The following is a 17234-nucleotide window of genomic DNA, read 5'->3' as shown; positions in this document are numbered from 1 at the left end:
TGCCGGGTCACAGCCATTCCGGGATGGTATCGCGGTTTATGATCTCGTCAAAGGAGGGCCGCTGGCGAATGACAGCGAAGTGATCTCCGCCGACCAGCACCTCGGGCACCAGGGGCCGGGTATTGTATTCCGAGGCCATCACCGCGCCGTAAGCCCCGGCCGAGCGGAAGGCGACCAGATCGCCCTCGGCCAGGGGCGGCAGATCGCGCGCCCTGGCGAAGGTGTCGCCGGTCTCGCAGACCGGACCCACGACGTCATGGGGGGCGTAACCGGTCCCGGCGGCGGGTTCGGTCAAAGGCACGATGTCATGATGGGCGCCGTACATCGAGGGTCGGACCAGGTCGTTCATCGCGGCATCGAGGATCAGGAAGGTCCGTCCCTCGCCCTCCTTCACGTAGATCACCCGGCTGACCAGCAGGCCGGCATTCCCGGCGATCAGCCGCCCCGGCTCGATCTCGATCTCGACATCCAGATCGCCCAGCACCCGCTTGATCATGGCGCCGTATTCGACCGGCAGCGGCGGCGCGCTGTTCGAGCGCTCATAGGGAATGCCAAGCCCCCCGCCCAGATCGAGCCGGCGGATGTCATGGCCGTCGGCGCGCAGCACACGGGTCAGCTCGGCGATCTTGCCATAAGCCAGCTCGAAGGGCGCAAGCTCGGTCAGCTGGCTGCCGATATGCACGTCGATCCCCAGCACCTCGAGCCCCGGCATCGCGGCGGCACGGGCATAGACCTCGCGGGCGCGGGCGATGGGGATGCCGAACTTGTTCTCGGACTTGCCGGTCGCGATCTTCTCATGGGTCTTCGCGTCGACATCGGGGTTCACCCGCACCGCGATGGGGGCCACCACGCCCATCGACCGCGCGACCTCGTCCAGCGCCGCCATCTCGGGCTCGGATTCGACGTTGAACTGGCGGATGCCGCCCTCGAGCGCCAGCCGCATTTCCTCGCGGGTCTTGCCGACGCCGGAAAACACGATCCTCTCGCCCGGCACGCCCGCCGCGCGCGCCTTGCGATATTCGCCGCCCGAGACCACGTCGATACCCGCGCCGAGATCGCCCATGAGCTTCAGCACCGCGAGGTTGGAATTGGCTTTCATCGCATAGCAGACAAGATGGTCGGTGCCCGCCAGCGCCTCGTCGAACAGCCGGAAATGCCGGGTCAGCGTGGCGACGGAATAGCAGTAGAACGGCGTGCCGACAGCGGCCGCGATCTCGCTCAGCGGCACGTCCTCGGCATGAAGCGTACCGTCCCGGTAAAGGAAATGGTCCATTCGGGTCTCCGGAGGGGCTCAGACGACCTGCGAGGGCCGCGAGCGCAGGAAGATGTAAAGCGGCAGGCCGCAGGACAGGCCGATGCCGAAGGTCAAGGGGATGCAGACCAGCCCCAGCGCATCGCGGCGCCGGGCGCTGTCGATGACGATCCAGAGCGTCAGCGCGATGGCGCTGATGGTCAGATCCCAGGTCAGGCCGGTGGCGCTGTCATTGACATACCAGGCGTCGATCATCCCGCCCCAGTCCCAGTCATTGGCAAGGATCCAGCGCATGAAATAGAACATCGGGTGGATCGCGCCCCAGATCGCCAGCGCGAGGAAGACATAGCGCAGGTATTTCATGGCCGGTTGCCCCCGACGACGCCGAATTCGGCCGTACCGCTGACCGACACGCCCGGCTCCGAAGGCGCGGGCTGGGGCCGTTCGGGCTTGCCATCGATGCCGCAGCCGCCCAGCGCCACCAAAAGCGACAAGGCACAGGCCGCAAGACCGCCCCGCCGCAAGATCCGATCAGAATCCAAGTCCCACTCCTCCCGTCCCAAGGATCACCCGCACCGGGGCGCCGCGCGGGCGCAGCCCGACCGAGGCGCCATCGGTGCCCACCCTAACAGCCGTGGTGCCGGTGTCCACGACCCGGGCCGAGGCGCGGGCGCCATCCGGCCCCGCCCCGACCGCGACCCCGCCGGCCGACACCGCGCCGCTGACATCGCCCTCGTTCGAGACCGCGACCCCGCCATGCGGCCGGGCGCAGGCCGACAGCGCCAGAAGCGCCAGAAGAGCCGCAAGCCTCGCGCCGCATGTCATCCCAGCCGGTCCTTCCAGCGCGCGATCTGGGTCCGGACCTGTTCGGGCGCGGTGCCGCCATGGCTCATCCGGCTCGCCACCGAATTATGCACGCCCAGCACGCCGAACACGTCCTCGCGGATGCCCTCATGCACCGACCGCATCTCGGCAAGGCTCAGATCGGGCAGATCGCAGCCCTTCTTCTCGGCCATCGCGACCAGCGTGCCGGTGACGTGATGGGCCTCGCGGAAAGGCAGGCCCAGCTCGCGCACCAGCCAGTCGGCCAGATCGGTCGCGGTCGAGAAACCGCTGGCGGCCGCCGCTTCCAGCGCGGGCCGGTTCGCGGTCATGTCGCGCACCATGCCCTCCATCGCGGCCAGGGCCAGCATCAGGTTGTCGGCCGCGTCGAAGACCTGTTCCTTGTCCTCCTGCATGTCCTTGGAATAGGCCAAGGGCAGGCCCTTCATCACCGTCATCAGCGCGACATTGGCACCGAAGATCCGGCCGATCTTGGCGCGGATCAGCTCGGCCGCGTCGGGGTTCTTCTTCTGCGGCATGATCGAAGAGCCGGTCGAGAACCGGTCCGAAAGCGCGACAAAGCGGAACTGCGCCGAGGACCAGATCACCAGCTCTTCGGCGAAACGCGACAGGTGCATCGCACAGATCGAGGCCGCGGCCAGGAATTCCAGCGCGAAGTCGCGATCCGAGACCGCATCGAGCGAATTGGCCATCGGCCGGGCAAAGCCCAGCGCCTCGGCGGTCATGTGCCGGTCGATGGGAAAGGAGGTGCCGGCCAGCGCCGCGGCCCCCAGCGGGCTTTCGTTCATCCTCTCGCGCGCATCGGTGAAGCGCGACAGGTCGCGGGCGAACATCTCGACATAGGCCATCATGTGATGGCCCCAGGTCACCGGCTGGGCGGTCTGCAGATGGGTGAAGCCCGGCATCACCCAATCCGCCCCTGCCTCGGCCTGCACCAGGAGCGCGCGGATCAGCCGCCCGATCCCGTCGATGGCGGCATCGGCCTGGTCGCGCACCCAGAGCCGGAAATCGGTCGCGACCTGGTCGTTCCTGGACCGCGCCGTATGCAACCGCCCGGCGGGTTCGCCGACGATCTCCTTCAGCCGCGCCTCGACATTCATGTGGATGTCTTCAAGCGCGGTGGAAAAGGCGAAGCTGCCATCCTCGATCTCTGACAAGACCGTGAGCAGGCCTTCCCGGATCGTCTCGGCATCCGTATCGGTGAGGATACCGGTCGCCGCCAGCATGGCGGCATGGGCGCGCGAGCCTGCGATATCCTGCGGGGCAAGGCGCTTGTCGAACGAGATCGAGGCGTTTATCGCCTCCATGATCGCGTCCGGCCCGGCAGCGAAACGCCCGCCCCACATCGCGTTGGAACGGGTCTGGTTCTTGGCGTCGGTCTGGTCTTTTGTCATCGGCTGGCCGCCTTCGGAGGGAAACATGATCTTAAGGTCGCTCGTCCTCTACATCGCCCTCGGGCTCTGTGCAAACGCGGCCCATGCCGCCGACATCGCCACGCTCGAGGCGATGCGCGAAGGCAGCATGAAGAAACTGGTGCTCCATGCCGAACCGCGGGCCATTCCCGATGCCGTGCTGCTGGACGAAACCGATGCCGAGCGCAGCTTGGACGAATATCGCGGCCGCTGGGTGGTGCTGAATTTCTGGGGCACCTGGTGCCCGCCCTGCCTGGCCGAGATGCCGACGCTCGACAGCCTCGCCGCAACCATGGGCAGCGACCGTTTCGCCGTCGTCACCGTCGCGACCGGGCGCAACCCGCCGCAGGCCATCGACCGTTTCTTCGACGACAAGCAGATCGCCCATCTGCCGAAATGGCGCGACCGCTCGTCCGGGCTCGCCCGCGGGATGGGAATCATGGCGCTGCCGGTGACGGTGATCCTCGATCCCGAGGGCCGCGAGATCGGCCGCCTGATGGGCGAGGCCGACTGGAACAGCCCCGGGGCGAAAGCGCTGCTGGGGCGCCTGATCGAGGGATCCTGAGCGGTCATCCCAGCGCCGCCACCTCGGCATGGCGCGGGCAGGTCAGCACATGGTCGTTGACCATGCCCACCGCCTGCATGAAGGCATAGGCGATGGTCGGGCCGCAGAACTTGAACCCGTCCGCCTTCAGCGCCTTCGACATCGCCTGCGAGCGCGGCGTCTGGGCCGGGACCTCGGCCATGCTGGCAAAGTCGTTCTGCAGCGGCGCGCCATCGACGAAGCGCCAAAGATAGTCCGAAAACCCCTCGCGCGCCTCGATCTCGCACCAGGCCCGGGCATTGCCGATGGCCCCCTCGATCTTGCCGCGATGCCGCACGATGCCGGGATCGGCCAGCAGCCGCGCCACATCGGCCTCGCCCCAGCCCGCGATCGCCTCCGGATCGAAGCCCGCAAAGGCGGCGCGAAAGCCCTCGCGCTTGCGCAGGATGGTCAGCCAGGACAGCCCGGCCTGGAAGCCGTCGAGAATCAGCTTCTCGAACAGGGCGCGCGAGTCGTATTCGGGAACGCCCCATTCCGTGTCGTGATACGTCACGTAAATCGGCTCGCTGCCGCACCAACCACACCGCTCTGCCATGAAGTTTCCCTTTTTTCGTCGCATCTTGGCTCAGGGGATCGAGGTTATCTCAAATTGGAACCAAAAGCGAACCTTCACCTGTCCTTAACCGCTCTTGCGTCATCACGTTCCAGAGCGAAGCGGAGGACAGGAATGCCCGACGACAGTCACGAAAACGACGTCGGTTCGACCGAAGGGGCGGAGAATCCGCTTCCCGGGGCGGGCGCCGAAGACGACCGGAACGTCATGGAAATGGTCCGCGCCGCGCTTCGGAGGCGCGACATGGTGCTGGCCTTCCAGCCGGTGGTCCAGAACATGGAAAATGGCAAAATTGCGTTCTACGAGGGGCTGATCCGCATCCTCGACCGCGGCGGCCGGATCATCCCCGCGGCCGAATTCATCGAGACGGTCGAACCCACCGAACTCGGCCGCCGGATCGACTGCCTCGCGCTCGAGATGGGGCTGGCCGCCCTTGCCGATTGCCCCGACCTGCGGCTTGCGATCAACATGTCGGCCCGCTCGATCGGCCATCCGCCCTGGATCCGCACCCTCAACCGCGCCATCGAGACCGACCCGACCCTGGCAGAGCGGCTGATCCTGGAAATCACCGAAAGCTCGGCCATGGTGACACCCGGCCTCGTCATCGCCTTCATGCGCGAGCTGCAGGCCAAGGGCATCGCCTTCGCGCTTGACGATTTCGGAACCGGCTATACCGCGATACGCTATCTGCGCGAGTTCTATTTCGACATCCTCAAGATTGACGGCCAGTTCATCCGCGGCATCGCCGACGACCCCGACAACCAGGTGCTGACCTCGGCGCTCATCGCCATCGCCCGGCATTTCGACATGTTCACCGTGGCCGAAAATGTCGAGACCGCGCGCGACGCCGCCTGGCTCGCCGCCGCCGGAATCGACTGCATGCAGGGCTATGCCTTCGGCGCGCCGACCCTGATCCCGCCCTGGCGCGCGCAGCCCCGGCGGCGCACCGCCTGACCCGCAACCGCCCCCTGTCGCCCCGCCAAATATGCTGCGGCGCGGCGCCGCGCCGAAACCCGCCTGCCCGCGGCATTCCGGCCTTCGGCGGGGGTGCAAGTCCGTATCTGCATCCCCTATAGTCGCCCTGTCAGGCACTCAGGGGAGAAGGACCTACCCATGACCAATGTCGTCATCGTTTCTGCCGCCCGAACCGCGGTCGGCAGCTTCAACGGCGCGTTCGCGACCGTTCCGGCCCATGAACTCGGCCGGACGATGCTCGAAGCGCTCGTCGCGCGCGCGGGCATCGACAAATCCGACATCTCGGAAACCATTCTCGGCCAGGTGCTGACAGCGGGTCAGGGTCAGAACCCGGCCCGTCAGGCCCATGTCAATGCGGGCTTCCCGATCGAATCCGCCGCCTGGTCGATCAACCAGGTCTGCGGCTCGGGCCTGCGCTCGGTCGCGCTGGCCGCGCAGCATATCCAGCTGGGCGACGCCGCCATCATCGCCGCCGGCGGCCAGGAGAACATGACGCTGAGCCCGCATGTCGCGCATCTGCGCGCGGGTCACAAGATGGGCGATGTCAAGTTCATCGATTCGATGATCCGGGACGGGCTGTGGGACGCCTTCAACGGCTATCACATGGGCCAGACCGCCGAGAACGTGGCCGAACAATGGCAGATCAGCCGCGACATGCAGGATGAATTCGCCCTGGCCAGCCAGAACAAGGCCGAGGCCGCGCAGAAGGACGGCAAGTTCACGGACGAGATCGTGCCGGTCACGGTCAAGGGCCGCAAGGGCGACACCATCGTCGAGGCCGACGAATACATCCGCCACGGCGCTACGCTCGAGTCGATGCAGAAGCTGCGTCCGGCCTTCGCCAAGGACGGCTCGGTCACCGCGGGCAATGCCAGCGGCATAAATGACGGCGCCGCCGGCGTGCTCCTGATGACAGCCGACGAGGCCGAGAAGCGCGGGCTGGAACCGCTGGCGCGGATCGCCTCCTACGCCACCGCCGGGGTCGATCCCTCGATCATGGGCACCGGTCCGATCCCGGCCTCGCGCAAGGCGCTGGAAAAGGCCGGCTGGAAGGTCGAGGATCTCGACCTGGTCGAAGCCAACGAGGCCTTCGCCGCCCAAGCCTGCGCGGTCAACAAGGACATGGGCTGGGATCCGGCCATCGTCAACGTGAATGGCGGCGCCATCGCCATCGGCCACCCGATCGGCGCCTCGGGCGCGCGGATCCTCAACACGCTGCTCTTCGAGATGAAGCGCCGGGACGCCGCGAAGGGCCTTGCCACCCTTTGCATCGGTGGCGGCATGGGCGTTGCCATGTGCCTCGAACGTCCCTGATTGCGACGAAATTGAAACGGGCGCGCAATATTCTTGCGCGCCTAATCCTCATTGCGTAACGAGATTTTTGGAACCACATTTCCATCTGGAGGAAACATGGCACGAGTTGCACTGGTCACCGGCGGCACGCGCGGTATCGGAGAAGCCATCAGCAAGGCCCTGAAAGCGGCGGGTTATACCGTGGCGGCCACCTATGGCGGCAATGACGAGGCGGCGAAGAAATTCACCGACGAAACCGGCATTTCGACCTACAAATGGTCGGTCGCCGATTACGAGGCGTCGAAAGAGGGCCTGGCGAAGGTCGAGGCGGATCTGGGGCCGATCGACGTCGTGGTCGCCAATGCCGGCATCACCCGCGACGCCCCCTTCCACAAGATGACGCCCACGCAATGGCAGGAGGTGATCGACACCAACCTGACCGGCGTCTTCAACACCGTGCACCCGATCTGGCCCGGCATGCGCGAGCGCAAGTTCGGCCGCGTCATCGTGATCAGTTCGATCAACGGCCAGAAGGGGCAGTTCGGTCAGGTAAACTATGCCGCGACCAAGGCGGGCGATCTCGGCATCGTCAAGTCGCTGGCCCAGGAAGGCGCGCGGTCCGGCATCACTGCCAACGCGATCTGCCCCGGCTATATCGCGACGGAAATGGTGATGGCCGTGCCCGAAAAGGTGCGCGAGGCGATCATTTCGCAGATCCCCACGGGGCGGCTCGGCGAGCCCGAGGAAATCGCACGCTGCGTGGCCTTCCTCGCCTCCGACGACGCGGGCTTCATCAACGGCTCGACGATCTCCGCCAACGGCGCGCAATTCTTCGTCTAAGCCCGGCCTCCGGCGTCACGATCCGGGGCGGCCCACTGGCGGGCCGCCCTTTTCCATTGCATGGCACACCGCCGCATGGCCCGCTGTCGCGGGCGCGCTGCGCGCCGGGTATTTTTGCCAAAAAGAAAACCAGGCCTGTCTTCTTCTTGGCACAAATACCCATGACGCTACGTCGGCCGACAGCGCCACGCTCTGGCCGATGCGGCCCGGCCCGGATAAGTCTCGTCCCATGACCCGTCCCCGCGCCACCGCCACCGGATTCATCGCCGTCCTGCTCTGGGCGCTGCTTGCGCTTTTCACCGTCGGCTCGGCCCCGGTGCCGCCGCTGCAGCTCAACGCCATCTGTTTTGCCATCGGCGGCACGCTCGGACTGGTCTGGGTGCTCGCCCGGGGCGAAGCGGCGCTGCTGCGGCAGATTTCCTGGAAGGTCTATGTCTTCGGAACAGTGGGACTGTTCGGATACCACGCGCTTTACTTCTCGGCGCTGCGACTGGCCCCTGCGGCAGAGGCCGGACTCATCGCCTATCTCTGGCCCTTGCTGATCGTGCTGATGTCGGGGCTCCTGCCCGGCGAGAGGCTGCGTCCGGCACATGTTCTGGGCGCGCTTGCCGGCTTCGCGGGCGCGGCGCTGATCGTGGCGCGGGGCGCCATGACCGGTTTCGAGGCCGCCGCCCTGCCCGGCTATGGCCTTGCCCTGCTTTGCGCGCTGACCTGGTCAAGCTATTCGGTGCTGTCCCGCCGCCTTGGAACGGTGCCGACCGCAAGCGTTGCCGTTTTCTGCCTGGCGACGGCCGCGCTGTCCTGGCCGCTGCATCTGATCTTCGAGGAGACCGTCTGGCCGCAAGCCGCGCAAGGCTGGCTCAGCGTCGCGGCGCTTGGCCTCGGCCCGGTCGGGCTGGCCTTCTATGTCTGGGATATCGGGGTCAAGCGGGGCGACATCCAGCTGTTGGGAGTGGCGAGCTATGCCGCGCCGCTGCTATCGACCCTTGTCCTGGTCGGCGCCGGGGTTGCGGTCCCGACGCCCACCCTGTTCGCGGCGGCCCTCCTGATCACCGGCGGCGCGGCCCTGGCCGCGCGCGCCAGCCGAAGGGCGGCCGATCAGGCCTGAGACAGGCGTTCGATCTGTTCCTTCAGCTTGAGCTTCTGCTTCTTGAGTTCGGCGACCTGGATATTGTCGGCGGCCGGGGTCTGTTGGGCCCGTTCGACCTCGTCCGAGAGAGCTTTGTGTTTCTTGCGGAGTTCCTGCAGATGCGAACTCAGATTCATGGCCGATGCTCCTCTCTAGCTGTCATGAAACAGTCTTAGTCCAACACGATTTCCGAGTCGTGTCACCTCCTTGAAAAAAAACAGTTCGTGCATAACTGGCCGGGTCATCCAGGCCAGGACAATGCCGCCCCGTTGCGCAGAATGTCCGTCAGTTCCGCGGTATAGCTGTCGCCATCCCCGAGATGCGCGGCCCCCTCATGCAGCACCAGCGGCGGATGCAGCCGGAACGGCCCGTGCCGTCCCTTCCGCGCCGCCAGCAGAACCAGCTTGGCCGCGCGGCCGGGCCTCGGCGCCAGCGGCAGCAGCTCGATCGCGCCGAAGGCCGCCGCGGCGGCACAAAGCAGCTCTGGCAGACGCTCGGCGCGCTGGATCGCGGTCAGGCGACCGCCGGGCCTGAGCCGCCGCGCCGCGACCGCGACCCAATCGGCCAGGGGCGTCGCCTCGCCCATCGCGGTCTCGCGGCCCGGATCGGGGGCCGCACTGCCGCAGTCGCGCCGGAAATAGGGCGGGTTCATGATAACGTGATCGTAGCTTCGGGCCTTCACCCCGGGCGGCAACGCGGTCAGATCGGCCGTGACGACCTCCAGCGGCAGCCCGGTCTCGGCGGCATTCCGACCGGCAAGCGCCGCATAGGCCGGTTGCAGCTCCACCCCCGTAAGCGACAGTCCCGGCACCCGCGCCGCAAGGCACAGGCTCGCCACCCCCGCTCCGCAGCCCAGTTCCAGCACGCCCTGCCCGGCGCGGGCGGGCGTCGCCGCCGCCAGAAGCACCGCGTCGATCCCGGCGCGATAGCCCGCAACCGGCTGCCAGAGTGCCAGCCGCCCGCCCAGAAACCTGTCCTGGCGCAGCGCTGTCATCGGCTCAGCCCTCATCGCCGCAGGGGATGCCATTGTCGCGCAGCACGGCGCGGGCGCGAAACAGATCGCGGTCGGCCACCATGATCCGGCGCGGCAATACGCCTAGCGACCCCTCCAGAACGCTCATGTGGACATCCATATGAAAGCAGTCTATCTCCTCGCCCTGAAGAAGCGCCGAGGCATAGGCAATCACTGTCGGGTCGTTGGTGCGAACGAGTTCTTTCATGGCAACGAATTAAGGGCAGTGGCGCCCCGTTGTCGAGCAAGAGACGAGGCAGCCATGGGCTTGGACACCGCCGTAACCAAACCGCACGAACGCCTGGCTGCGCTCCTGACCGAAGAGATGGCGGCCGTCGACCGGCTGATCCGCGAGCGGATGACCTCGGAATATGCGCCCCGGATCGACGAGGTCGCGGCGCATCTGGTCGGCGCGGGCGGCAAGCGTCTGCGGCCGATGCTGACCATAGCGGCGGCCCGGATGTGCGGCTATGACGGCCCCTATCACATCTATCTGGCAGGCACGGTCGAGTTCATCCATACCGCGACGCTGCTGCATGACGACGTGGTCGACGAAAGCGGCCAGCGCCGCGGCCGGCCGACGGCGAACCTGCTCTGGGACAACAAGTCCTCGGTTCTGGTCGGCGACTACCTCTTCGCCCGGTCCTTCCAGCTGATGGTGGCGCCCGGCAACATGCGGGTTCTCGACATCCTGTCGAACGCGGCCGCGGTGATCGCCGAGGGCGAGGTGCTGCAGCTTACCGCCGCGCAGGATCTCGGCACCACCGAAGAGATCTACCTGAAGGTCGTGCGCGGCAAGACCGCCGCGCTTTTCGCCGCCGCGACCGAGGTCGGCGGCGTGATCGCGGGCATGCCCGAGGAACAGGTCAAGGCGCTGCATACCTATGGCGATGCGCTGGGGGTGGGCTTCCAGATCGTCGACGATCTTCTGGACGTGGCGGGCGACGCGGCCTCGACCGGCAAGAATATCGGCGACGATTTCCGCGAGCGGAAGCTGACCCTGCCGATCATCAAGACCATCGCCAAGGCCGATGACACCGAGCGTACCTTCTGGGCCCGCACCATCGAGAAGGGCGATCAGCGTGACGGCGATCTGGAGCATGCGCTCGAGCTGATGGCGAAACACGGCGCCATCGAGGCGACCCGGCAGGAGGCGCTGGCCTGGACCGCGCGCGCCAAGGAGGCTTTAAGCCTGCTGCCCGAGCACGAGATCCGCGACATGCTGTCGGATCTGGCCGATTACGTGGTGGCCCGAATCAGCTGACCGGCCTCAGCCACGCATGATCGAAACGGCGCGCGGCCCCGGCCCGCGCCGTTTTTCTTTGGAAGCCGCCCGCAATGACAGGCACACAAAGTCCTTCCGCGCCCGTCCTCATCGGCTCCATTCACTGGCTGAAAGCCCGGCTGACCGGGATGCGTCCGGCAGAGCCTGTCCGCGAATCTGGCGCCGTAAGGGGCTGCCCCGAGCCCTTAACGCAAGGTCTTTTCCATAAGATAATTGTGGATCATGACGGCATTTCGCTCGAACTCCCGCCGCTTCAGCAAGGTGAACCCCTGTCCCAGGAAAAAACGGCGGGCCGCTTCGCTGGCCTCGACATGGAGACGGGAGAGGCCCATCGCCAGGGCTGCCGCTTCAAGTCTCTGGTAAAGCGCTTTTCCGACGCCATGGCCGACGAATTCGGGACTGCAATAAAAGCAATCGATATGGCCATCTTGCTCCAGCTCTATGAAGGCGATTGGCGCGTCGCTGCCTGTCACCGCAACGAAAACCGACCGACCGTCGGAGATGCGGGTCAGGAACTGCTCCGCAGGAACCGGCGCAGGGCTCCATGCCGCCACCTGTTCCGGGCTATAGTCGCGGCTGCCCACAGCATGAACCGCCTCGTGAAAGATTGACGCGAGCATGGCAGAGTCGCCGGGTCTGAAGTCGCGAATGGTCATGCCTGAGATCTCGTCCGTTTGCCGACCGTCGTGAATTTCCACTCCGTGCCACATAGCACACCGCCTTGTTTCGGGACCGCTGCATCTTCTTTGCAGGAAGAGCGCCCGGCCCGCGCAGGGGCTGCGCCGCCTGCCGCCGGACGAAAGGCCGAACGGAGCCTGCTAAAGACTGTAGGGCGCCCCGGCCTCGGCCCACCAGTCGGGCCGGGTCTCGTGCAGCAGGACGGCGGCGCGCTCGGCGGCGGCGCGGTCGGCATAGATCCCGAAGCAGGTCGCCCCCGAGCCCGACATCCGCGCCAGAAGGCAGCCCGGCGTCGCGGCAATCGCGGCCAGAACCTCGCCGATCACCGGCGCCTCGGCCCGTGCGGGCGGTTCGAGATCGTTGCGCTGGCCCGCCAGCCAATCGGCAAGCCCGCTGGCCGAGCCCCAGCCCGGCAGGTCGGGCATCGGCGCGTTGGTCTTGCGCGAGAGCCCCCTGAAGACGGCGGGCGTCGGCACCTCGACGCCGGGATTGACCAGCAGAATACCGAATTCGGGCAAGGCGGGCGCGGGCAGGATCTCTTCGCCGACCCCGCGCATCCGGACCGGCCCCGGTGCGAGGCAAACCGGCACATCGGCCCCGAGCGACAGCACCGCCTCGGCTCCGGGCAGATCGCACCCCCAAAGCGCGGCCAGCCCGCGCAGGGCCGCCGCCGCGTCCGAGGACCCGCCGCCGATGCCCGCCGCGGCCGGCAGCCGCTTGTCGAGCCGGACCCTGGCGCCCTGCCCCGGCCCGAACAGAGCCGCGGCCTTCAGCACCAGATTGCGCCCGTCGACCGGCACGCCCTCGGCACGCGGACCGGTCACCGACAGGCTGATATCCTCGGCCGGGTCAAGCCTCAGCCGGTCGCCGATATCGGCGAAGACGACCAGGCTGTCGAGCAGATGATACCCGTCCTCCCGCTGTCCGGTGACATGCAGGGTCAGGTTGATCTTGGCGGGCGCGAAGGCCTCAACCGTCATTGGCAGCCCGGAGCGGCGGCGCCCCCTCTTCCTTAAGCACCGTGTCGAGCCCGACCTCCAGCTTGCGGCGGATACGCTCGGCCTCGGCCTCCTCCGGCCCGAAGGACAGCGCCCGGTGCCACTGGAACCGCGCCTCGACCTTGCGGCCCACCGCCCAGTAGACATCGCCCAGATGGTCGTTGATGACGGGATCGACCGGCATCAGCGCGGTCGCGCGCTCCATATGCGGCACCGCCTCGCTATAGCGGCCAAGCCGGTAGAGCCCCCAGCCCAAGCTGTCGGTGATATAGCCGTCATCGGGCCGGGCCGCGACGGCGCGCTCGATCATCGTCATCGCCTCGTCGAGATTGGTGTTCATCTCGAGATAGGAATAGCCCAGATAATTCAGCACCTGCGGCTGGTCGGGTTCAAGCTCCAGCGCCTTGCGGAAATCGGCCTCGGCCTCGGGCCAGCGGCCGAGCCGCTCATAGGAGATGCCGCGGGCATAATAGACGATCCACTGGCCGCGGGCGGTCTCGTCGAACAGCGCGATGGCGGCGTCATAGGCCTGCAATGCCTCGTCAAAGCGCTCCTGACCGCGCAGCGCATCGCCCAGCGTCACCTGGACGATGGCAATGTCGGGATAGGTATCGGCCAGCCCGCGCAGGGTCTCGACCGCGCCCTCGGCATCGCCCGCATGGCGCATCGCCTCGGCGCGGCCAAGCTCGGCGGCATAGAAGGCCGGATCGTCGGCCGGCACGGCGGCATAGGCCTCGGTCGCCAGCTCGTAGCGGTCCTGCGCCTCGAGCAGCCCCGCCGCCAGCAGGATCGCATCGGAATTTCCCGGCGCGAGGAACTGGGCCAGACGGGCGTAAAGCAGGGTGTAGCCGTCCAGCGCATCGCCGTTCAGCGCACTGGCAACGGTGAAGAACACCTCGGCCGCGCCACCCGCCGCCCCGTCGATGGCATCGAAAGGCAGGACGTCGCCCTCGGCCAGCCGCGCGCGGATCTCGGCCACGCCCGGATCGGCCTCGCTGCCGAAGGCCGCGTCGATCAGCTCGATGGCGTCATCGTTGCGTTCCAGCTGGCTCAGCACCTCGACATGGGCCAGCACACCGCGCCGCGTGGCGCGCAGCGGCCCCTCGGCCTCTCCCGAGAAGATCCGGTCGGCCCCCTCGAAATCGCCGACAGCCGCCAGCGCCAGCGCCTTGTGATAAAGCCCGAACGCCTTCAGCCCGGTCTGCGCCGCCGCGGCGTCGAACGCCTCGAGCGCATCGCCCATCCGGCCCTGACCGAACAGCGCCCAGGCCCGGATCAGCCCGTCGACAAGCGGCGCGGTACGCCGCCCGGCCTCGAAATCGGCCAGCACCCGGTCATATTGCCCCTGCCGGATCTGATCGGCCATCAGCACCAGACTGGCCAGCTGATCGGGATTGCCCTGCGTCGCGATCCGGCGGGCGACCGGCACCGCCTTCTCGACCTCCCCCAGCCCGACGAAGGCGGTCATCGCATTTTCCAGCAACCGAGGATTGGCGGGATCGGCGGCCAGCGCCTCGGTGAAATAGACCGCCGCGGCGCGGTAGTCGCTGAGAAAGCTCGCCTGGCGCGCGGCCAGATAGGCGCCCGAGACGCCCTGATCGGCATGGGCCGGCGCAGCCGGTGTCAGCGCGGCAAGCCCCAGGGCAGCCAGGGCGGCGAGGCGCGGCAGCGAATTGGCCAAGAATGCTCTCCTGTTCATTTTTCCGGCAGGGTAGAGCCGCAGGGGGTCCAAGGCAATGCACCGGCGGACGCGCGGTGCGCAATCGGACCCGCCGTCGCGCGGATGTGACAGCCCGGCCTGCCCGGTAGCGCCGAAGCTGGCCATTTGCATGCGCCTGTCCCGGCGGACAGGCGCCCGCCGAGGCCGCGATCTTCACATGCCGGGCTCACATATTGGGATAGTTCGGCCCGTCGCCCCCCTGCGGCGTGACCCAGGTGATGTTCTGGCTCGGGTCCTTGATATCGCAGGTCTTGCAATGCACGCAGTTCTGGAAATTGATCACGAAGCGCGCATCCTGGCCCTCGTCGACCACCTCATAGACCCCGGCCGGGCAATAGCGCTGCGCCGGTTCGGCATAGTCGGGCAGGTTGACCCTGACCGGCACATCGGGATCGGTCAGCCGCAGGTGGCAGGGCTGGCTTTCCTCGTGATTGGTGAAGGAGAAGGCCACATTGGTCAGCCGGTCGAAGCTGATCTTGCCGTCGGGCTTGGGATAGTCGATCTTCGGGAAGTCGGCGGCCTTGCCGGTGGCGGCGGCATCGGTCTTGTCGTGATGGATGGTCCCGAGCGGGTTCCAGCCGGTCAGATGCGCGACCCACATGTCGAAACCGCCCAGCATGGTGGCCAGGAAGCCGCCATATTTCGACCAGAGCGGCTTGACGTTGCGCACCTTCTTCAGGTCCCTGGCGATGTCGCCCGCATGCAGCGCCTCGTCATAGTCGCTGAGCACGTCGCCCGCACGCCCCGCCTTGATCGCCGCGACCGCGGCCTTGGCGGCCTCGATCCCCGACATCATCGCATTGTGGTTGCCCTTGATCCGCGGCACGTTCACGAGCCCGGCCGAACAGCCCAGCAGCACACCCCCGGGGAAGGCCGCCTGCGGGATCGACTGATAGCCGCCCTCCGAGATCGCCCGCGCGCCATAGGCCACGCGCTTGCCGCCCTCCAGCAGCTCGGCCACCATCGGGTGATGCTTGAAGCGCTGGAACTCCATGTAAGGGGCGAGATGGGGGTTGCGGTAGTTCAGATGGACGACGAAGCCGATATAGATCTGGTTGTTCTCGGCATGGTAGATGAAGGAGCCGCCGCCGCCATTGCCGTTGAGCGGCCAGCCCATGGTATGGGTGACCGTCCCCAGCCGGTGCTTCTTGGGATCGATCTCCCAGACTTCCTTCATGCCGAGCCCGTATTTCTGCGGGTCGCGGTCCTTCGAAAGCTCGTGCCTGGCGATGATCTGCTTGGCCAGCGAACCGCGCACGCCCTCGGCGATGAAGACATACTTGCCGTGCAGCTCCATTCCCGGCTCGTAATTCGGCCCCGGCGTGCCGTCGGCCTGCCGCCCGAACTCGCCCGCGACGACGCCCCTGACCGCGCCATCCTCGCCCCAGACCAGTTCCGAGCAGGCCATGCCGGGAAAGATCTCGACCCCCAGCGCCTCGGCCTGTTCGGCCAGCCAGCGGCAGACATTGCCCATCGAGACGATGTACTTGCCATGGTTCGACATCAAGGGCGGCATCAGCCAGTTGGGAAAGCGCAGGTTGCCGCTCTTGCCGAGAAAGACGAAATTGTCCTCCTTGACCGGCACGTTCACCGGCGCGCCGCGGTCCTTCCAGTCGGGAAACAGCGCCTTCAGCCCGATCGGGTCGAGCACCGCGCCCGACAGGATATGCGCGCCGACCTCCGAGCCCTTCTCGAGCACCACGACCGAAAGCTCGGGATCGAGTTCCTTCAGGCGGATCGCCGCCGAAAGCCCCGAGGGCCCGGCTCCGACGATCACCACGTCGTATTCCATCGATTCCCGTTCGATCTCGGCCATGCGAATACCCTTATTCGGCCGGCGCCCGGCCGCCCTGGCTGGAGTCTGTCGGCAAACCGTTAACTCAGCCGGGCGGTCAATTCAATTGTTCGGCAACATCATTTCACTGGGGGGCACCATCAGAAAACGAATAGTCTTTACCCTGTCTGCCGTCCGCCTGTGGCGCATCTGCGGCGAACCGCCTGCCCCGGCTCCGGCGCCGGATGCGGGGCTTTCGCCTCTTGCAATTGCCTCCGCACTGCGGTCAGGGTAAGGCGACCCACACGAAGACGGCGGGCCCCTGCGGCCCGCCTTCTGTCATGTAATCATGTAAACTGTCCGAAGAGTCCTATGGAAAAGATACCCATGACCCGCGCGGGCTGCACCGCGCTCGACGAAGAACTCAAGACGCTGAAAAGCGTCGAGCGTCCCGCCGTGATCCGGGCCATCTCCGAAGCACGCGAACATGGCGACCTGTCGGAAAACGCCGAATACCATGCCGCCCGCGAAAAGCAGAGCTTCATCGAGGGCCGCATCAAGGAGATCGAGGGGCTTCTGTCGCGCGCCGAGGTGATCGACCCGGCCAAGCTCTCGGGTCCGATCAAGTTCGGCGCCACGGTGACGCTTGCCGACGAGGATACCGACGAAGAGAAGACCTACCAGATCGTCGGCGAGGCCGAGGCCGATATCGAGAAATGCCTGCTCAACATCAAGTCGCCGCTGGCCCGGGCGCTGATCGGCAAGGAAGAAGGCGACAGCGTCGAGGTGCGCACGCCCGGAGGCGAGCGCAGCTACGAGGTGCTCAGCATCCGCTACATCTGACATCATCACCGACGGGACCGCTG

General features: G+C 66.8%; 20 protein-coding genes. 7 read left to right on the top strand and 13 right to left on the bottom strand.

Going from position 1 to position 17234, the window contains the following annotated elements; translation table 11 throughout:
• Window positions 1–7 precede the first annotated feature (7 nt).
• From lysA to argH, 5 genes are read right to left on the bottom strand one after another with little or no spacing between them, the layout of a single operon-like run.
• Window positions 8–1273, bottom strand: coding sequence for a diaminopimelate decarboxylase (gene lysA / locus A6W98_RS08880; RefSeq protein WP_042460458.1), 1266 nt, complete (start codon window positions 1271–1273; stop codon window positions 8–10).
• An 18-nt stretch (window positions 1274–1291) separates the two neighbouring features.
• Window positions 1292–1615: a DUF2834 domain-containing protein gene (locus A6W98_RS08875; protein WP_042460455.1), complete on the bottom strand. Its 324-nt coding sequence runs from the start codon at window positions 1613–1615 to the stop codon at window positions 1292–1294.
• Window positions 1612–1794, bottom strand: coding sequence for a hypothetical protein (locus A6W98_RS08870; RefSeq protein ID WP_042460452.1), 183 nt, complete (start codon window positions 1792–1794; stop codon window positions 1612–1614). Before A6W98_RS08870 ends, A6W98_RS08875 begins: the two co-directional genes overlap by 4 nt.
• Window positions 1784–2077 (bottom strand): hypothetical protein, encoded by a 294-nt coding sequence (locus tag A6W98_RS08865; protein WP_042460449.1) that lies wholly within the window; start codon window positions 2075–2077, stop codon window positions 1784–1786. The genes A6W98_RS08870 and A6W98_RS08865 overlap by 11 nt, the downstream gene beginning before the upstream one ends.
• The gene (gene argH / locus A6W98_RS08860) at window positions 2074–3489 is read right to left on the bottom strand and encodes an argininosuccinate lyase (protein WP_231098408.1); all 1416 of its coding nucleotides are present in this window, start codon (window positions 3487–3489) and stop codon (window positions 2074–2076) included. The genes A6W98_RS08865 and argH overlap by 4 nt, the downstream gene beginning before the upstream one ends.
• Window positions 3490–3517: 28 nt before the next feature.
• On the opposite strand from argH, the gene A6W98_RS08855 reads away from it, so the two are divergent.
• Complete coding sequence (locus A6W98_RS08855) at window positions 3518–4072, top strand: TlpA family protein disulfide reductase (protein WP_042464806.1); 555 nt, start codon at window positions 3518–3520, stop codon at window positions 4070–4072.
• Window positions 4073–4076: 4 nt separating this feature from the next.
• Here the strand turns inward: A6W98_RS08855 and A6W98_RS08850 are convergent, their stop codons facing one another.
• Entirely contained in the window at window positions 4077–4646 is a 570-nt protein-coding gene (locus A6W98_RS08850; RefSeq protein WP_042460446.1) for a DNA-3-methyladenine glycosylase I, read from the bottom strand.
• Between the two features lie 132 nt (window positions 4647–4778).
• Between A6W98_RS08850 and A6W98_RS08845 the strand changes: the two genes are divergently transcribed.
• The 4 genes from A6W98_RS08845 (at window position 4779) to yddG (ending at window position 8880) form a co-directional block, all read left to right on the top strand.
• Window positions 4779–5618: an EAL domain-containing protein gene (locus tag A6W98_RS08845; RefSeq protein WP_042460443.1), complete on the top strand. Its 840-nt coding sequence runs from the start codon at window positions 4779–4781 to the stop codon at window positions 5616–5618.
• A 159-nt stretch (window positions 5619–5777) separates the two neighbouring features.
• Window positions 5778–6953, top strand: a complete 1176-nt coding sequence (locus A6W98_RS08840; RefSeq protein ID WP_042460439.1) for an acetyl-CoA C-acetyltransferase — start codon at window positions 5778–5780, stop codon at window positions 6951–6953.
• Between the two features lie 96 nt (window positions 6954–7049).
• A complete protein-coding gene (gene phbB, locus A6W98_RS08835; RefSeq protein WP_042460436.1) occupies window positions 7050–7772 on the top strand; it encodes an acetoacetyl-CoA reductase in 723 nt (240 codons plus the stop codon).
• 229 nt (window positions 7773–8001) lie between these two features.
• Window positions 8002–8880, top strand: coding sequence for an aromatic amino acid exporter YddG (yddG, locus tag A6W98_RS08830; protein ID WP_042460432.1), 879 nt, complete (start codon window positions 8002–8004; stop codon window positions 8878–8880).
• Here yddG and A6W98_RS20315 read toward each other — a convergent pair.
• From A6W98_RS20315 to A6W98_RS08820, 3 genes are all read right to left on the bottom strand, one after another.
• Window positions 8871–9038, bottom strand: a complete 168-nt coding sequence (locus A6W98_RS20315; protein ID WP_072071672.1) for a DUF465 domain-containing protein — start codon at window positions 9036–9038, stop codon at window positions 8871–8873. The two genes, yddG and A6W98_RS20315, sit on opposite strands and share 10 nt — an antisense overlap.
• 104 nt (window positions 9039–9142) lie before the next feature.
• Window positions 9143–9895 (bottom strand): tRNA1(Val) (adenine(37)-N6)-methyltransferase, encoded by a 753-nt coding sequence (locus tag A6W98_RS08825; RefSeq protein WP_231098406.1) that lies wholly within the window; start codon window positions 9893–9895, stop codon window positions 9143–9145.
• 4 nt (window positions 9896–9899) lie between these two features.
• Window positions 9900–10121 carry a putative signal transducing protein gene (locus tag A6W98_RS08820; protein WP_042460427.1) on the bottom strand — a complete coding sequence of 74 codons (222 nt, stop codon included), beginning with the start codon at window positions 10119–10121 and terminating at the stop codon, window positions 9900–9902.
• Window positions 10122–10175: 54 nt separating this feature from the next.
• On the opposite strand from A6W98_RS08820, the gene A6W98_RS08815 reads away from it, so the two are divergent.
• Window positions 10176–11177 (top strand): polyprenyl synthetase family protein, encoded by a 1002-nt coding sequence (locus tag A6W98_RS08815; protein ID WP_042460425.1) that lies wholly within the window; start codon window positions 10176–10178, stop codon window positions 11175–11177.
• A gap of 206 nt (window positions 11178–11383) precedes the next feature.
• Here A6W98_RS08815 and A6W98_RS08810 read toward each other — a convergent pair whose 3' ends face one another.
• The 4 genes from A6W98_RS08810 to A6W98_RS08795 all read right to left on the bottom strand — a co-directional run bounded on the left by A6W98_RS08810 (window position 11384) and on the right by A6W98_RS08795 (window position 16410).
• Window positions 11384–11854 (bottom strand): GNAT family N-acetyltransferase, encoded by a 471-nt coding sequence (locus tag A6W98_RS08810; protein WP_042464804.1) that lies wholly within the window; start codon window positions 11852–11854, stop codon window positions 11384–11386.
• A 162-nt stretch (window positions 11855–12016) separates the two neighbouring features.
• Window positions 12017–12856, bottom strand: coding sequence for a 4-(cytidine 5'-diphospho)-2-C-methyl-D-erythritol kinase (locus tag A6W98_RS08805; protein ID WP_042460422.1), 840 nt, complete (start codon window positions 12854–12856; stop codon window positions 12017–12019).
• Window positions 12846–14555, bottom strand: coding sequence for a tetratricopeptide repeat protein (locus tag A6W98_RS08800; protein WP_042460419.1), 1710 nt, complete (start codon window positions 14553–14555; stop codon window positions 12846–12848). The genes A6W98_RS08805 and A6W98_RS08800 overlap by 11 nt, the downstream gene beginning before the upstream one ends.
• 205 nt (window positions 14556–14760) lie before the next feature.
• Window positions 14761–16410, bottom strand: a complete 1650-nt coding sequence (locus A6W98_RS08795; RefSeq protein WP_042460416.1) for an electron transfer flavoprotein-ubiquinone oxidoreductase — start codon at window positions 16408–16410, stop codon at window positions 14761–14763.
• A 330-nt stretch (window positions 16411–16740) separates the two neighbouring features.
• Between A6W98_RS08795 and greA the strand changes: the two genes are divergently transcribed.
• Complete coding sequence (gene greA, locus A6W98_RS08790; protein ID WP_042460413.1) at window positions 16741–17211, top strand: transcription elongation factor GreA; 471 nt, start codon at window positions 16741–16743, stop codon at window positions 17209–17211.
• The last annotated feature ends 23 nt before the right edge of the window (window positions 17212–17234 follow it).

It is taken from the genome of Rhodovulum sulfidophilum DSM 1374, from assembly GCF_001633165.1.
In the GTDB taxonomy this organism is placed as follows: domain Bacteria; phylum Pseudomonadota; class Alphaproteobacteria; order Rhodobacterales; family Rhodobacteraceae; genus Rhodovulum; species Rhodovulum sulfidophilum.
This window is presented reverse-complemented; position numbering and strand designations above follow the sequence as displayed.